Consider the following 13,991-nt stretch of genomic DNA (forward strand, 5'->3'; position numbering starts at 1 on the left):
CGACCTAAAATCGTGCGTTTGCCATGCAAGGGAAGCAAACCATGAGCATCCACCAGTTGCGTAAGGATGTAGAAGAACACTTTCAGCGATTTGAGCGTGCGCCTTTCAAAGAGGCTTGGCGTCGGCGTGATGCTCGTATCTGTCTGATCTGGATGATCGCATTGATATTGGCACTCTCCGCGACGCTGATATTTTTGCCTTGGACCAAGCTAGCTGACTACATGCCGGCATTGGTTCCTGTGCTTCTGATATCCATGATCTGCGCAGTTCGATTGGCTGAGATCTATGAGTTGGTCCGTGCAGATCAGATGGGCGCTGGACCGCTCACGACACCTTTGGTGCGTTCGCAATTGCGGCAACAATGGTTTTGCACCCGTTATAGCTGTAGTTCTGCCGAGCTCGTCGATAAGGCAAGGGTGATGAGACACTTGTGGGAAGAACGTCAAGAGCTCAAGCGGCTGGCCAGCAACGATACGATGGGGCCACGCATCGCCGCTTTCTTTCGTCTTCCAGACCCTGCCCGATTCATCGGGACGCTGTTTGCCATCGCCGCGATCTTTACAACAATGATCACCTTGGGCAGCAACATCGACGCCATTTTCGCCGCCGTAAAAGACTGGAGAACAATAGGCTTCAATATCCTACTCGGCACGTTCTTATGCGCCGAAATCGTGTGGCTTTGGATCATGGTCACCGGCATGATCAGCGAGATAGGCCCTTCATTGCTTGAACAGCTTGGACTGCTGCCCATGAGCAGCCGTCGAGTTTATCGGTATTTGCTTGCAGTACATGGTGCGAGTGAGCCTGTAACGCCTGTTCCCAAGGCAACGCGTGGATTGCTGAAGATGAGCTCTTTGTTCTTTATGCCCGTTGGCGAGGTATGGGCAAAGGTGCGGACGTGTTTTTTGACAGGCTCGGCGATAGGGGCTTGAGTTAGATGTTGGAATGACCACCGTGCCAATGCTCCGCGTTGGCATGCAGTTCGTGACGCTCTGCGTCACAAAGCTACAGTCTGGCAAGACGGCCCCAAGGCCTACAGAATCGCGTGAAATCAGAACGATTTACTGGTGAGTGTCCGCATTCTCAGCCGGATAAAACTCGCCCTGGCTCCCCATCCTTTCCAGCCGCTCGCGAACGAGTGCTTCGACGTTGGCTACTGCAGCCTTATCGTCGGGGTCGACCAGTTGCAGGCACAGGCGCCGGGCGTTCTGATCGTGGGTGCCCTCGCTGAGCATGTCGTGGGTAGGGACTTGTTTGCCACGCCACAGACATAGCTCGGTATGAGTACCGCCGAGCCATATTTCGTTGACTGATCTGAGGTCAGTGGAAGCCAGTTGGTCCACAGTGATCGTCTTGTCCATTGCGCTGTACCTTTTCAGTGAGTCGATACAGGTCAGACGAACAGCCGGCGCGGATCGTTCCCGGCGTCGGCTGTTCAACAGCGCCAACGGTGAAGAGTCGACGCCCTGAATCAATCGACAGGCAAGGCTTTACTTCTTTAGCCAACCCTCGACAACATCGGAACCATGCTCCGCTTTCCATTCCTTCAGAATCTTGTGATTCCCACCCTTGGTCTCGATCACTTCACCGGTTTTCGGATTTTTATAAACCTTGAGTTCGCGCGGCTTGCGCTTGCCCGCAGGCTTATCAGCGGTCTGTCCACGAGCCGAAGTCTGTGGGTCCAGCAGATTGATGATGTGCTTCAGGCTGAAGCCATAGTGTTCAAGCAGCTTGCGCAGCTTGGTTTCGAACTCGATTTCCTTTTTGAGCCCCTGGTCGCCTTTCATCGTCTCCAGTGCTTTGAGTTGCTCGGCGAGATGCTTTTCCAGCTGACGGTATTCTGCGAGTTTAGACATGGTATTTTCCTTATAAACAGGTGTGCGTAGTTAGTGAGAGAGATCGTGCCCGTCACAAGTTCAGCCTATTTTCCGTAGAGGCGCAGTGGCTTCCAATACGCTGTAGTAACACGATAAGCCAGATTGCCCGGGCTTCCAGTTATTTTCAGAAAATGCGATTTTCCGGGCGCGCGTCAGTAGCTTTCGATCAGAGCGGTCACTGAGGTCGCTTGAGCGATTTACCTCATCTCAGGAAGTAGTGGTAGGGATATAGCGTAGGTATCCAGCGATGTCCGACCCGTTTCCAGCAGCTTTATCCTTGGGATGAATTCGCCCTTCGTTGACTGGCACCTCTTCAAAATCAAATGGACTGATTCCTTCGAGACAAGCCACATTAACGCCGTACTGGGCCGGGTTGGAGCGGCGTTGGTGATGTGTATATATCCCGCATTGTGAGCAGAAATAATGCTTCGCTTGCAGGGTGTTGAACTGATAGAGCTTGAGCATCGCCTCGCCGGAAGTGATCTCAATATCCTCCAGGGCTGCTGAAACCGCGATCGCACCGCGCATCCGGCAATAGGAGCAGTTGCAGCGCCGGACGGTCTTGAATCCGTCAGTAAGCCGAACTTGAAATCGTACAGCGCCGCAATGGCAGGTGCCTTGTAACGTTCCGTCAGAGGTGTCCATATAAAACAGTGACTCCGTCTATGGGCTGCGCCGCAGCGAAAAGCCTGTGAAGATGTGGCCAGACGACCACATCTTCACACCGTTTTTACTTAGGACTTGGCCCGAAACGATTAGGTCCTGGATGACCTTCCTGAATCAGAAACACGAGGTTGGCAATCGGTACCAGCAGCCACCAGCCGCTGCGATCCGTGTCGTGCAACCTGCGAACACCCACCGCGATACCCGGTACCAACACGGCCAGGGAGTAAAGGTTAGCGATAATGCCGCCATCACCTATCAGCCCACCGATAAAGCCGAGGACTATCGAGATCAAGATGTTGAACAGAAAGAACATCCAGTATTCTTTTCTGCGTGCCCTGCCGGTGAACACCGCGTATTTTTTCAGAACGTCTGTGTACCAGCTCCATGCAGGCGGGTTATCGGTGCTCGCACTGGCTGGCGAAACAACCAGCTGCGGTGCCCCGCAGTGCGGACACGTACCAGCGTCATCACTGATTTCCTTTGCACAACCACGACAAAATACCATCTCATTCTTCCCTAAATCAGTTAGCTATTAATCCAAAAAATATCAGCAGCGATACCGCTGACAAGACAGTGCCTGCTATCGCTATTCCGTTGCCAGGCAACTTTTTGTTGATGCTGATGACGCCCAGAACCAGTCCGGCTATCGAGCACATGCCGAGCCCGACGACGGTATCCAGATCCCATTCACCATCGTCGAACAGCGCCAGCGAGCAGAGGATGCCCAGCACCAGAGAGACGATAGCCATCCACGGAGAGCCAGTCTGTTGTAGCTGTTGCGCGGGAGTTGCGGACACCTGACTGGCGCCACATTGCGGGCAGTTGAGTGCCGTTTCATGTATTTCCTTTGCGCAGCCACGACAGAAGACCATCGCCATTTTATTTCCTTATATAGAGTAGCTTTCAGACCACTAGCAAGCGATTGAACGCCCGCAAATTCTGGGTTAAAAGGTTTGTATTGCCAAGAATTAGTTAGTTTTATTTATAGATTTGGCGACTGCACGACGTTTTGAGGTGTTTTGCAGTCAGTTGTTTACGTTGGTTTGATCGCTAGCTAGCGTGGCGATGGGCAAGGGGCTAAACGAGCTTGCGCCTCCTCCACGTGCTGCAATCGAATCGACAATGTAAGCCTTCGGAGTCATTAGCAAGCCTGGGCTCGCGCCGTATTCGCCCCTGATAGCCATCGTATTTTTCTGTTTACCACACCAAAATTGGAAATATATCGCGCCGCGTATTCACCACATACGACTCCAATCCATTCCTCTCAGGAAAGAGTTTCAAGACTGTCTGCGTACTGAAGGTGATGGTTAATACCCCAAAACTATCAATTGAAACAGCCTCCACATCGAGGTTCAAAAAATCAAACAGCAAAAGACTTGTGGCAGCGTCTTCACCATGTCCCCACTTGCATACCCTATCGATATCAGTGACGAATGGGCACTGAATTACTACGCTAGCTGTATCACCAAAAAGCAGGATCTGCGAACCGATCCCGACAGTGACGCCAGTTAGCGCGGAAGGAAGCATTTCCGCCAAATCTGCATCACTTATCATCATGCCGAGCTCTGTTCGTACCCGTGGATATCGAAAATATCATAGGCCTAATAGGTTCTAAATTTTCAAAAGTGAAATAAGTCACCAGGCAATAGGCTTATCGTCCCAATCCCAAAAGGTCCCGCTGTCGGCCGGTCCATGTGCACCTACCACCTCAATGATGCGATCCGCCGAGAAAACCGGTTCGAACAGTTGGCCTTCGGGCACGTTCGCCTGGAATGGCTGAGACAGCTCCGTGTCAGTCGTGCCTGGGTGTATTGCCAAGACAGTAGAGGCCGGGTTAAGGCGTTTCAATTCGATACTGGCCGTGTGCAGCAACTGGTTTAGCGCTGCTTTGCTGGCTCTGTAGCTGTACCAGCCACCCAGTCGGTTATCACCAATAGAGCCAACCCGCGCGGAGAGCGCCGCGAAGGTAGAAGGTTGTTTGCGCAATAAAGGGAGTAGGTGTTTGAGCAGTAGGATCGGCGCAAAGGTATTGGTTGCGAAACTCGCTTGCAGGCTCGCAAGTGTCAGTTGTGCCAGGCCCTTTTCTGCTTTTGCGCCGTCCTGATGAAGAATGCCTAGCGTACTGATGACGAGGTGCAGATGCTCGCATCCATCAAGTGTCTCGCTCACGAGTGCTTCGAGGGATTGTTCATTGCGCGCGTCGCAGTCGACGCGTTTGATGCGTTGGCCATATTGCTCTGCAAGCGTTGCCAGTTCTGTGGAAGTGCTGGCTTGTCGCGCGACCGCCCATACCTGAGCCACATCATCGCGAGCAAGCAACGCCGCGCACAGTGCCAGGCCGATACCTCGGCTGGCCCCGCATATCAGCACGTTGGCCTCGCTGTTCAGTTCGGGTATCAAACTCATAAGGCACCTTGAGGAGCATGGTTGAAGTGTTTTTGACTTCTTTGAGGCAACTATAGCCCTAACGCCTCGCCAACAGCCGCGCCAACCCAGCCGTCACCACAACAGCCAGCAAAACGGCAACCGCAATAGACAGAAGCGCGCCCCATTGCAATATGGAGTACCTGAGGGTCAGGTAGAAACTCACCACTCCGACGGCGCCAATGGCATTGCCGCGGATTATCGCCGCCAGTTCATAACGCCCGCCTTGCACGTGGACGAACACTGCAAGCGGCCAGGCGATCACCGGGATTGGCGCGAGCAGCCCACTGACCACCGGCCCGAGCCAAGTGGCACTTGCGGTAATCGCCAGCAGCAGAAGGGTGGCGGTCAGCATTCGCATCGGGATGACCCAGCGCGGCAGTGCCACGTATGACGCTACGTCCGGCGGTGTCTGTTTCGAGGTGGCAACGATGATCAGCGCAACCATCAGCAGCGTGAACATGATCGACAGCGCCAGTAAGCCCAACTGGTTCATCAGAAAGGCTGTTGCGCCATACACCGCGAGGGCCAGGACGCATCCCGTCAACGCTGAAACGCGTCGAGTAACCAGGAAATAAAACAGGTAAGTCGCCTGAATCGCCGCCAGCCCGGCCAATGCCCCAGGCACCGCCATCGAGGCGAATAGGGTGCCTTGCTCAAGGCTGAGAAACAGCATGACCAGCGCCGAGGTCATCGGCAGGCCGGAAAGCAGCCCTGCCACGCCGGTGCCCCAGCGCCTGGCCGCCAATGAGATGGCCAGCATGAGCGCGGGGGTGATGAGTAACTTGAGGTAGAAGGCCGTCATGCAGAAAACTTCACATCCGAAGGTGGGCTGAATGCTAAACCTTTTGGCGGTGGGTAACGATGCATGTCAGCGCTTACTCCATCGCTCGACAGCGCATGTTGTAGCGAGCCGCTCCACCTCCGAGATGTTCAGTACGCCTGCAAAAGTATTAACGCAGCAGGCGGAAGGTCTCACGCACATGCTCAGTGAGCGTCGTTGGGTTTTCCATGGCCGCGAAGTGGCCGCCGTGCTCGGCTTCCGCGAAGAACCGCAGATCGTCGAAACGCGCCTGCGCCCAGCGCCGTGACAGGCGCAGCAGCTCGCCCGGAAACATGCTCACGCCGGCAGGGATTGGCATCGCGGGGGCAGGGCCTTGCTTGTGCATTTCACGCATCCCTTCCCAATAGAAACGGATCGAGCTGGGGCCGGCATTGGGCAGCCAGTACAGCATGATGTCGTCGATCAGCGCATCGAGCTCGATGACCCGCTCGGGCTCGCCGCCGCTGTCGGAGGCATCCTGAAACAGCGCATACACCCACGCCGCCAGGCCAACGGGCGAATCCGACAGGGCGAAGCCTACTGACTGCGGCCGGGTGCTGTGCACTTTCATGTAGCCGGAAAGCTCTCGGTCGTAGCGCTGCGCATCGGCCAACATGCGCTGTTCTTCAGGCGTGGCCTGGGCGATTTCCGCCTCGGTGGCTTGGTACATCACCATGTTCAGGTGAATGCCGATCAGGCCAGGCGGGCGCATGTGCCCAAGGGCGGTGGTCACGGCCGCGCCCCAATCCCCACCCTGAGCGGCCCAGCGCTGGCCATAGCCCAAACCGTCCATCAACTGCGCCCAGGCCGCAGCAGTTTTGCCCACGCCCCAGCCTGTAGAACGCGGCTTATCACTGAAACCAAAACCCGGTAGCGCCGGGATCACCAAATGAAACGCATCGCTGGCCTGCCCACCGTGGGCGACAGGGTCGGTGAGTGGCCCGATCATCTTCCTGAACTCAAGAATCGAGCCCGGCCAACCGTGGGTCATCAGCAAGGGTAAGGCGTCAGCGTGAGGCGAGCGGATGTGCAGAAAGTGAATACCAAGGCCGTCGATCTCGACCCGGCTGCTGTTCCACTGGTTGAGCTGGGCTTCGGTGGCGCGCCAGTCATAGCCACTGCGCCAGCGCTCTACCAGCGCGCGCAGTCGCTCGAGCCGTGGTCCCTGACTGTTGTCGGAGACCGTTTCAGGATCAGGCCAGCGGGTTTGCGCCAAGCGCTGGGCAAGATCATCGAGTTGCGCCTGGGGGACTTGAGGAGGAAAAGGCTCGATAAGGTAGGTCATTGGTTGCTCCCTTGCACATGGGTACGGGCCAGCGTGTCACGCACGGACGCCCATTCACGTTGACCATAGCGGTCGTTATCCAGATTGAGCAGCTTGCCGCGCCCGCTCATCATGTCGCGCAGGTATTGCATGCCCTGCCAAGCCGGGAACGGCTTGTCACTGGCAGGCGTGAGCGCGCGCACCACGCCGATAAGCGTGGACAGCGTGCCGATATTGCCGGGGCGCAGGGTACGGTAGCGCTGCCCGGTCAGCTCGGTGAGGAGGCTGGCGATCTGCGCAGGCGACAGGCTGTTACCGGCAATGCGCAGAAAGCGCGGCGTGTGGGGATCCAGCGCGGCATCGGCGGTGAAGGCGGCTACGTCGTCCTTGGCGGTGAAGTCCAGCAACTGTTGTGCATCACCGAAATGCAGCACCCGGCGTCCGGGCAGCACGATCGGCGCATCGCCTTCGAGCAGCTCCAGAAAACCACCGTTGAGGATCGAGGTCACGTTGATGTCGGCCGCATCGAGCTGGGTGAGAAAGCGTCGCCGAAGGTCCAGGTTGCGATTATCGCCAGGCCGGGTACGGGTGTAGTCGAGCGAATAATCCGAGGGAATGAACCTGGGCACGCCAGCGGCTACCGCAGCCTCCAACAGCCTGCCCTGCTGCCCGATGATCACCTCTTCAAGGCCGTTGAGCGTAGACACCACACAACCCGAGCCGGCAATGGCACGGCGCAGGCCCTCAGCGTCATCCAGTGAAACCGGCGTGATCGTCGTGCTGCTGTTGCGCAGGCCATTCAGCCTGGCTGGTTCAGTGCCCGGCCGAACCAGCGCTATGACATGGGCACTGCGCTCTGCCAAGGCCAGCACGACGCGGCGACCCAAATCTCCCGTAGCGCCGGCAACCACAATGGGTAAAGCAGTCGCGTCATTCACAAAGCGCTTCCTTGGTCGTTATGAATAGGTAGAAACGGCGTTTACCTGCTTCCATTTAACTGAACGTTACCGTTTAGTTGACGAACAAACAAGCGGGCTGTAAGTTGCCGGCCATGACAGCGATCAAGACCAAATCCAAAGGCGGCAGGCCCAGGCAAGACCAGGCGGGCGAGGCCGAGCGTCGATTGCTGGATGCCGCGCTGCAGCGCTTTCTGGCCTGTGGTTTCGAAGGCACGTCATGCGAAGACATCGCCCGCGCCGCCGGCGCCAGCAAAGCCACCCTCTATGCCCGTTACGCCAACAAAGAAGCGCTGTTCGAGGCCGTGGTGCGACGCCACGTAGCCACCTTGCTGGCGCCCGCCGAAACGACTCCCGCGCTCCCCCTCGAAGGCCGCCTGCGGCACGTGGGCCACGGCATCCTCGAACACGCACTGCAAGCCGATACCCTGGCCATGATGCGCCTGGTAATCGCCACCTCTAACCGCACGCCGCTGCTGGCGGCTGAGGTCAACCGAATCGGGTGGGAAGGCGGTTTCATCAGAGTACGTTCGGCGATATTGGCAGGCCCGGACCAACCCACCGACCCTGACGCGCTGGCCCGCCAATTCATTGATCTGGTGTTCGCTCCCCATCAGCTTAGAGCGCTGCTGGGGGAGGATCGGGGGGTGCTGATTCAGGGTATTCCGGAGCGGGTGGAATGGGGGGTGAAGATGGTTGGGGGTGCTGGGTTGTTGGGGTGAGGGGTTGTGAGGCAATAGGCCTGAACTGTGAAAACCTCATGGGGGCATTGATTCATGGGACTTGCTACTGAACATTACTAATAGCTGAGCCGCGATAGCTGATAGGCGCCACATTGACCACTCCCACCATGCTGTAGGTGATAATGCACGGCCGGGGCCAAGACAGTTTTTTGGCAGTGACGGCAACAGTTGCGAAATAAGGCAGAAAGAAGAGTGCCAGACGGGGGTAGTACTCGATGATTGAATACTCTGTTTATGAGGCCCGCAGCGATTTTCCCGCGCTTGCAATACAGGTCGGCAGACACGACCAAAGGTGCTTACCCCACATTTTGAGTTTTTCTCTGCGGTGACTCGGTAGCGGAGCTGGCGATTTGCTGCTATACAGCGTGCTCGGACATATTTAGTGCTCCGCATCACAAGGGAATTGGTTTTGAAAATTCTGGCAGGGATAGTCGGCGGTTTGATTCTCGCCATTTTGGTTTCAATGATTGTTGGAATCGCGGGCGCAGCTTCGCCGGAGACCAGTGGTGCCAGAGGGGCTATCGTTTTCTTTGTGGCTTGGGTCGTAGCGCTCGTGATTGCGATCTACGCTCCAACAGCTGGCAAGGCGTGGCGCCGGCTGCTGGTGATGTCTGGCATAGCGGCATTCATGCTCCCTCTGTCCGGCATAATTTTTACCGGCACCCATATTGCTACAAATCTTAGTGGTGCTCATTCTGGCGCTGAAAAAGCGGGTGCGGCCATTGGTGGCACACTGGTCAGTGGCTTTTTAGGATTTGTCGGCTTTTTTCTGGGGGTGATTTTTCTTATCATCGGATTATTGGTGGGAAGAGATAAGCAGATCGTTTATGTCCAAGCTCCGCCTATCAAGTAACGAAAAATCGAAACTTAAGTAATTCCTGCAATCTAAGGAACTATTCGCCAATATATGGTCGCGACTTTACTCTCCGCTTTTAGCCGATATCTATCAGACATGGCTAGTTTCGAGCAAAAGATGACTGAAAGCGTAGGAAAGCCTTGGTCACTACCTAGCGGTTTTTTCTAGGTGCCAATTATAGTAATAAGCACTAGCCGTCCAGTTGGTAACGGCAAGACCTTCGATGCTGGCGATCACTTCACCCAGACGCGCAGTGGCAGTCTTTGCTTTGGTAGATACAACTCTTCCTGTAAAACGAAGCCGCCGCAGAGTGCGTGTGCAGTCTGCGGCGGCTCTTTTCTGCGAAGCCTGGGGCTCTGAATCAGCTTTGCCCTTGCTTCGGATCCTCAGCGTGAGCCCAACGATAATCCAGACGCGGCGCGAACACTTTGATCCGACGCTTGATCTTGATCAGAATCGGGTCATGCACCGGCTCCGGATCTTTCAGGAATACGGTCAGCACAGCACTCAGTGCGTATAACCCGGAGAACGCCCAGACCACGCCTTCAATGCCGTAACTTTCATTGAAGATCGCAACAACAGCCGGGCCAACCCACGTCGACGCGCCTGCACCCAGGCTCAACACCGACAAGGCAGCCGCTTTGTTGTTCGGTGCCAAAGCAGGGGCAAGCGCCGACAGCGGCACGAAGCACGCCAGGGTCAGGCCATAGAAGGCGCCGAAGATCGAGGCGATCAGGAAGTCGTTCGGAAACGCCTGCGGCATGAAGAAGAACAGCGGCGTGCTGATCGTGCTGCCCACTGCGCCAAACCACAGGATCGTGTTGCGATAACCGATCTTGGTGCTGATGACGCTGGAGCCCAGGTTGCCGATGATGTTGAACACAAACACGATGGTCAGCAGGCGCAGCCACTCTTCCAGGGTGAAGCCAACGGTTTGCATGAAGAACCCTGGCATGACCACCAGAAAGCCAAACATCGACGAGGTGTTGATGACGCGGACGATACCGGCCAACGACACTTTAGGACGGGTCCACATGATGGTGATGTTCTTGGCCATCGACACCAGCGGACGCTCGCCTTCCGGTGCCAGTCGGCGCATGCCATGAGCTTCGCGCATCCCGACCAGACCAATCACACCACCGATGACCACCAGGGCGAAGGACAGCCAGAAGGTCAGCAATGCGCCAATCAGCGGAATAGCGATGCTCGCCACCAGAGAGCCCAGCATTGGCAGGCCCGCGGCGTAAGCCACCCAGAACCAGCCCACGGCCATGCCCATCTTGCGGGACGGCGTGGAAGCCGCGATCCAGACCAGGAAACCGTAGGCGAAGAGCGGATAACCGAAACCGCGCAAACCATAGGTCAGCAGAATCATGGAATAGCTCAATTCCTGCAGCCCGTAGACCAGGAAGAGCACTTCGAACACGCTCCAGATGATCAATCCCAGGAACATCACCCGTTTCGGGCCCCAGATATTGGAGAGCGCGCCGGCGAGCCACGATGAAATACCGACCGTGACGCCATAGATGGTGAAGATCATGGCGACTTCATCGCCGGGCATGCCGCGTTCACTGAGGAAGGGCGAGAGGTATCCGAGTTCTACGCCATCGCCGATCATGAAGATCAACAGGCCGACAAAACCCCAGAACATGGGATAGGGAATACCAACTTTGTCGCAGAATCTAACGAGTGGAGTGTTCGGAGTGGATTGATCGCTCAATTTTCCGGTCCTTTTTGTTGCACGGCGTTTGGGCGCGCCGTAGGAATGGCCTCGATGAGGTTGAAAGACAGATTGGATAGCACAGGCATCCGCTTCGGGCAGCGAGCAAAACTGGCTTGATTATTTGACGCGCGGGGTCAGACATTGGAGCAGCTATCGTCGCCCCATTAATCTATGTTTTCCTAGATTTTCGAGCCCGAAGCCGACCTTTTATGCCAGATGAAACGATTCATCACAACCGCAAGCCATTTTTTGGGGTGCGACAATATGTCCGGTTGTATTGTCTGAGGGGTTCGGATTTAGGGGGATGAGGTGTTTCGAATTGTGTATGAAAATAAATACATCTTTTTCTTGGGGCTGTGAGAAAAGCGGTGAGCGGTGTGCCAGTGCTGCTGCATCTTCGGAACCGTTCAGGGCGGCGAACATACCGAGGCTTTTGCTGGCATCGGTTGGGGGGGGCGAGCATGCGTACCTCGATGCTCGCTTTCAGTTCCTTGTTCGCTTGGGCCATTTGCTGGGCCAACATCTTCTCGCCGTGACGTGCGGAGCGCACACAACGATCTCATCCGGCACCAAAAGCCAGGAATAACAAAGCCCGCACAAGGCGGGCTTCGGACATTTCATAGACTGTCCACAATTCAAGACATATCCAGAGTGCAAAATATGGTGCACAAGGCGGGATTCGAACCCACGACCTCTGCCTTCGGAGTCCTAAAAGTCGACTTTTAGAATCAATAATTAGCGGGGATTATCTGGAAAATCAACGGGTTATGTTAGTTGAGGGTGGCGGGTTTTCGCCACAATTATCTAGGTGAGTGTGGCAAATTTGAGGCATTGGAAGACTGCCGCTGTTATTTGGCAGCGTGGGTGGTGACCGAATTGACCCTTTGATTCACATCCACTTGCTGAATGGATCACCTGCCGACCAGCTGACGAAAGCTCGTGCAGCATAAGCATCATCCGCTTTGGCTTTCAGTTAACGACTGGCATGGTAGCCTTGCGCTAGCATCAGACAGATTGGCGGTAACGTCAATCTGTCTGATGCGGAGGCGTGAGAGTTGAGACATTGCGGTTTACGAGGCTTAACCCGGCCCGATAGTTTAGTATCCGGCCCAAGAGTTACAGCAAAACTTTCCCTGTCTGGATCCAGCGGGAGTATAAGTCGGGGGAACAAGGACCGTGTCCAAGAATCAGCGTGTATTGACTTGTTGGGTCGGAGGGAATGATCTTAAGGCGCCAGGGGGTGGTGAGGTCGGCCCTATTCTATCGACCCTGCGATCGGCCTCATTTGACCGTGTTGAGCTGCTCAGCTCGTATCCTGCCGAACGTGTTGAACCATACCTTGCATGGCTGAAGGCAGGTGTGGACATAGGCATTGAACTCCACTACGAGTCGCTGAGCTCCCCGGTGCATTTCGGTGAAATCTACAAGGCAGCGAATAAGCACTTGGAACGGCTGTCCTCCCCTCGGACAGATCTTTCAATACTGATCAGTCCTGGCACGCCTGCGATGCAGGCAATCTGGATTTTGCTAGGCAAAACACGCTATCCAGCTACCTTCTATCAGTCCTCTTTAGAGCAGGGCGTTCAGACAGTTGAAGTCCCGTTCGAGATCACTGCGGAATATGTGCCTGCAGCTAACACCATTACCGGTGAAAAACTGCTACAGCTTTCTGAGGGGCAGGCTCCAGTCAACGCTGCGTTCGACAGCATAATCGCGCAAAGCAGCCGCATGCTGATTCTTAAATCTCAAGCTCAGATTCTTGCTCAAAAACAGGTTCCGGTACTGATCTATGGTGAGACTGGCACAGGAAAAGAGCTTTTTGCCAGGGCAATCCACAATGCAGGCCCTCGCTCATCCAAGCATTTCATTGCCGTCAACTGTGGTGCCATCCCGCCAGAGCTGATCGACTCTACGCTTTTCGGTCATCGCAAGGGAGCTTTCACCGGGGCTGTCGAGAATCGAGTCGGTGTTTTCCAGCAAGCTCATGGGGGAACCCTTTTTCTGGATGAGTTCGGTGAACTCGCGCCAGATGCACAGGTACGCCTGTTGCGGGTCCTGCAAGAAGGCGTTGTAAATCCGGTCGGAGCTAGTCAGGACGTCAAGGTAGATGTGCGCGTGATTACTGCAACCCATCGCAACCTTATGCAGGCCGTAGCGGACGGGCGCTTTAGGGAAGACCTTTTTTACCGCGTGGCCGTAGGTGTACTGCATCTGCCTGCGCTGCGTGAGCGTGGGGGCGATCTGCTATTGCTGGCGGATTACCTATTGAAGGAGATCACCGCCCAGGACAACTCCTTCAGAGATAAGAAAATTTCCATTGATGCAAAAAATCTTATTCTACGCCACCCTTGGCGAGGTAATGTCCGGGAACTGCAATCCACTCTATTGCGAGCAGCGCTCTGGTGTACAGGCAGCGTGATAAACACGCTTGACATCGAGCAGGCGCTGTTTCAACTGCCTCAGGATAAGCAAAGTCCGATGTCCCTTGATGTTTCCCAAGGCATTGATTTGCAAGAAGTAATTTCTAGTGTGGCTGATCATTATCTTCGTCAGGCACTCAAGATTACCGGCAACAACAAAACCCAAGCGGCGGGCCTATTAGGCCTCAAAAGCCAGCAGACGCTGAGCAACTGGATGAACAAGTACGGCATCGACTAAA

General features: G+C 55.5%; 15 protein-coding genes. 4 read left to right on the forward strand and 11 right to left on the reverse strand.

The annotated features are described in order from the left end of the window. Positions 1-41: 41 nt before the first annotated feature. Positions 42-932 carry a hypothetical protein gene (locus LIX91_RS24045; protein WP_226489308.1) on the forward strand — a complete coding sequence of 297 codons (891 nt, stop codon included), beginning with the start codon at positions 42-44 and terminating at the stop codon, positions 930-932. 129 nt (positions 933-1,061) lie between these two features. On the opposite strand, the gene LIX91_RS24050 is transcribed toward LIX91_RS24045, so the two are convergent. From LIX91_RS24050 to LIX91_RS24095, 10 genes are all read right to left on the reverse strand, one after another. Further along, positions 1,062-1,361, reverse strand: coding sequence for a hypothetical protein (locus LIX91_RS24050; RefSeq protein WP_003413920.1), 300 nt, complete (start codon positions 1,359-1,361; stop codon positions 1,062-1,064). Positions 1,362-1,490: 129 nt separating this feature from the next. Beyond that, a complete protein-coding gene (locus LIX91_RS24055; protein WP_003413918.1) occupies positions 1,491-1,856 on the reverse strand; it encodes a histone-like nucleoid-structuring protein, MvaT/MvaU family in 366 nt (121 codons plus the stop codon). Positions 1,857-2,084: 228 nt separating this feature from the next. Beyond that, positions 2,085-2,522 carry a GFA family protein gene (locus LIX91_RS24060; RefSeq protein WP_226489309.1) on the reverse strand — a complete coding sequence of 146 codons (438 nt, stop codon included), beginning with the start codon at positions 2,520-2,522 and terminating at the stop codon, positions 2,085-2,087. Between the two features lie 85 nt (positions 2,523-2,607). Further along, the gene (locus LIX91_RS24065) at positions 2,608-3,048 is read right to left on the reverse strand and encodes a DUF805 domain-containing protein (protein ID WP_003413914.1); all 441 of its coding nucleotides are present in this window, start codon (positions 3,046-3,048) and stop codon (positions 2,608-2,610) included. Between the two features lie 16 nt (positions 3,049-3,064). Then, positions 3,065-3,421, reverse strand: coding sequence for a DUF4190 domain-containing protein (locus LIX91_RS24070; protein WP_003413911.1), 357 nt, complete (start codon positions 3,419-3,421; stop codon positions 3,065-3,067). 319 nt (positions 3,422-3,740) lie between these two features. Further along, positions 3,741-4,100 carry a hypothetical protein gene (locus LIX91_RS24075; RefSeq protein WP_010428536.1) on the reverse strand — a complete coding sequence of 120 codons (360 nt, stop codon included), beginning with the start codon at positions 4,098-4,100 and terminating at the stop codon, positions 3,741-3,743. Positions 4,101-4,178: 78 nt separating this feature from the next. After that, positions 4,179-4,949 (reverse strand): SDR family NAD(P)-dependent oxidoreductase, encoded by a 771-nt coding sequence (locus tag LIX91_RS24080; protein WP_226489310.1) that lies wholly within the window; start codon positions 4,947-4,949, stop codon positions 4,179-4,181. Positions 4,950-5,007: 58 nt separating this feature from the next. Next, positions 5,008-5,772, reverse strand: coding sequence for a hypothetical protein (locus LIX91_RS24085; RefSeq protein WP_003413907.1), 765 nt, complete (start codon positions 5,770-5,772; stop codon positions 5,008-5,010). Positions 5,773-5,920: 148 nt separating this feature from the next. Then, entirely contained in the window at positions 5,921-7,075 is a 1,155-nt protein-coding gene (locus LIX91_RS24090) for an epoxide hydrolase family protein (RefSeq protein ID WP_226489311.1), read from the reverse strand. After that, complete coding sequence (locus tag LIX91_RS24095) at positions 7,072-7,992, reverse strand: NmrA family NAD(P)-binding protein (protein WP_226489312.1); 921 nt, start codon at positions 7,990-7,992, stop codon at positions 7,072-7,074. Before LIX91_RS24095 ends, LIX91_RS24090 begins: the two co-directional genes overlap by 4 nt. A 113-nt stretch (positions 7,993-8,105) precedes the next feature. Between LIX91_RS24095 and LIX91_RS24100 the strand changes: the two genes are divergently transcribed. Together LIX91_RS24100 and LIX91_RS24105 are read left to right on the forward strand one after the other, a co-directional pair. Further along, on the forward strand, positions 8,106-8,732 hold the full coding sequence (locus LIX91_RS24100) for a TetR/AcrR family transcriptional regulator (RefSeq protein ID WP_226489313.1): 627 nt from the start codon (positions 8,106-8,108) through the stop codon (positions 8,730-8,732). Positions 8,733-9,162: 430 nt separating this feature from the next. After that, positions 9,163-9,606, forward strand: coding sequence for a hypothetical protein (locus tag LIX91_RS24105; RefSeq protein WP_057407505.1), 444 nt, complete (start codon positions 9,163-9,165; stop codon positions 9,604-9,606). A gap of 364 nt (positions 9,607-9,970) precedes the next feature. On the opposite strand, the gene LIX91_RS24110 is transcribed toward LIX91_RS24105, so the two are convergent. Then, a complete protein-coding gene (locus tag LIX91_RS24110; RefSeq protein ID WP_024661156.1) occupies positions 9,971-11,329 on the reverse strand; it encodes an MFS transporter in 1,359 nt (452 codons plus the stop codon). Positions 11,330-12,508: 1,179 nt separating this feature from the next. Here LIX91_RS24110 and LIX91_RS24115 point away from each other — a divergent pair. Next, positions 12,509-13,990, forward strand: coding sequence for a sigma-54 interaction domain-containing protein (locus LIX91_RS24115; RefSeq protein WP_226489314.1), 1,482 nt, complete (start codon positions 12,509-12,511; stop codon positions 13,988-13,990). Position 13,991: the final 1 nt, after the last annotated feature.

The organism is Pseudomonas sp. B20 (assembly GCF_020515755.1).
GTDB classification, from domain to species: Bacteria; Pseudomonadota; Gammaproteobacteria; order Pseudomonadales; family Pseudomonadaceae; genus Aquipseudomonas; species Aquipseudomonas syringae.

What these genes read in the sequence shown, in the direction of transcription:
- LIX91_RS24080 (WP_226489310.1), bottom strand. Translation starts at nt 4,949, where the DNA reads ATGAGTTTGATACCCGAACTGAACAGCGAGGCCAACGTGCTGATATGC.
- LIX91_RS24100 (WP_226489313.1), top strand. Translation starts at nt 8,106, where the DNA reads ATGACAGCGATCAAGACCAAATCCAAAGGCGGCAGGCCCAGGCAAGAC.
- LIX91_RS24045 (WP_226489308.1), top strand. Translation starts at nt 42, where the DNA reads ATGAGCATCCACCAGTTGCGTAAGGATGTAGAAGAACACTTTCAGCGA.
- LIX91_RS24050 (WP_003413920.1), bottom strand. Translation starts at nt 1,361, where the DNA reads ATGGACAAGACGATCACTGTGGACCAACTGGCTTCCACTGACCTCAGA.
- LIX91_RS24085 (WP_003413907.1), bottom strand. Translation starts at nt 5,772, where the DNA reads ATGACGGCCTTCTACCTCAAGTTACTCATCACCCCCGCGCTCATGCTG.
- LIX91_RS24070 (WP_003413911.1), bottom strand. Translation starts at nt 3,421, where the DNA reads ATGGCGATGGTCTTCTGTCGTGGCTGCGCAAAGGAAATACATGAAACG.
- LIX91_RS24075 (WP_010428536.1), bottom strand. Translation starts at nt 4,100, where the DNA reads ATGATGATAAGTGATGCAGATTTGGCGGAAATGCTTCCTTCCGCGCTA.
- LIX91_RS24090 (WP_226489311.1), bottom strand. Translation starts at nt 7,075, where the DNA reads ATGACCTACCTTATCGAGCCTTTTCCTCCTCAAGTCCCCCAGGCGCAA.
- LIX91_RS24055 (WP_003413918.1), bottom strand. Translation starts at nt 1,856, where the DNA reads ATGTCTAAACTCGCAGAATACCGTCAGCTGGAAAAGCATCTCGCCGAG.
- LIX91_RS24060 (WP_226489309.1), bottom strand. Translation starts at nt 2,522, where the DNA reads ATGGACACCTCTGACGGAACGTTACAAGGCACCTGCCATTGCGGCGCT.
- LIX91_RS24065 (WP_003413914.1), bottom strand. Translation starts at nt 3,048, where the DNA reads ATGGTATTTTGTCGTGGTTGTGCAAAGGAAATCAGTGATGACGCTGGT.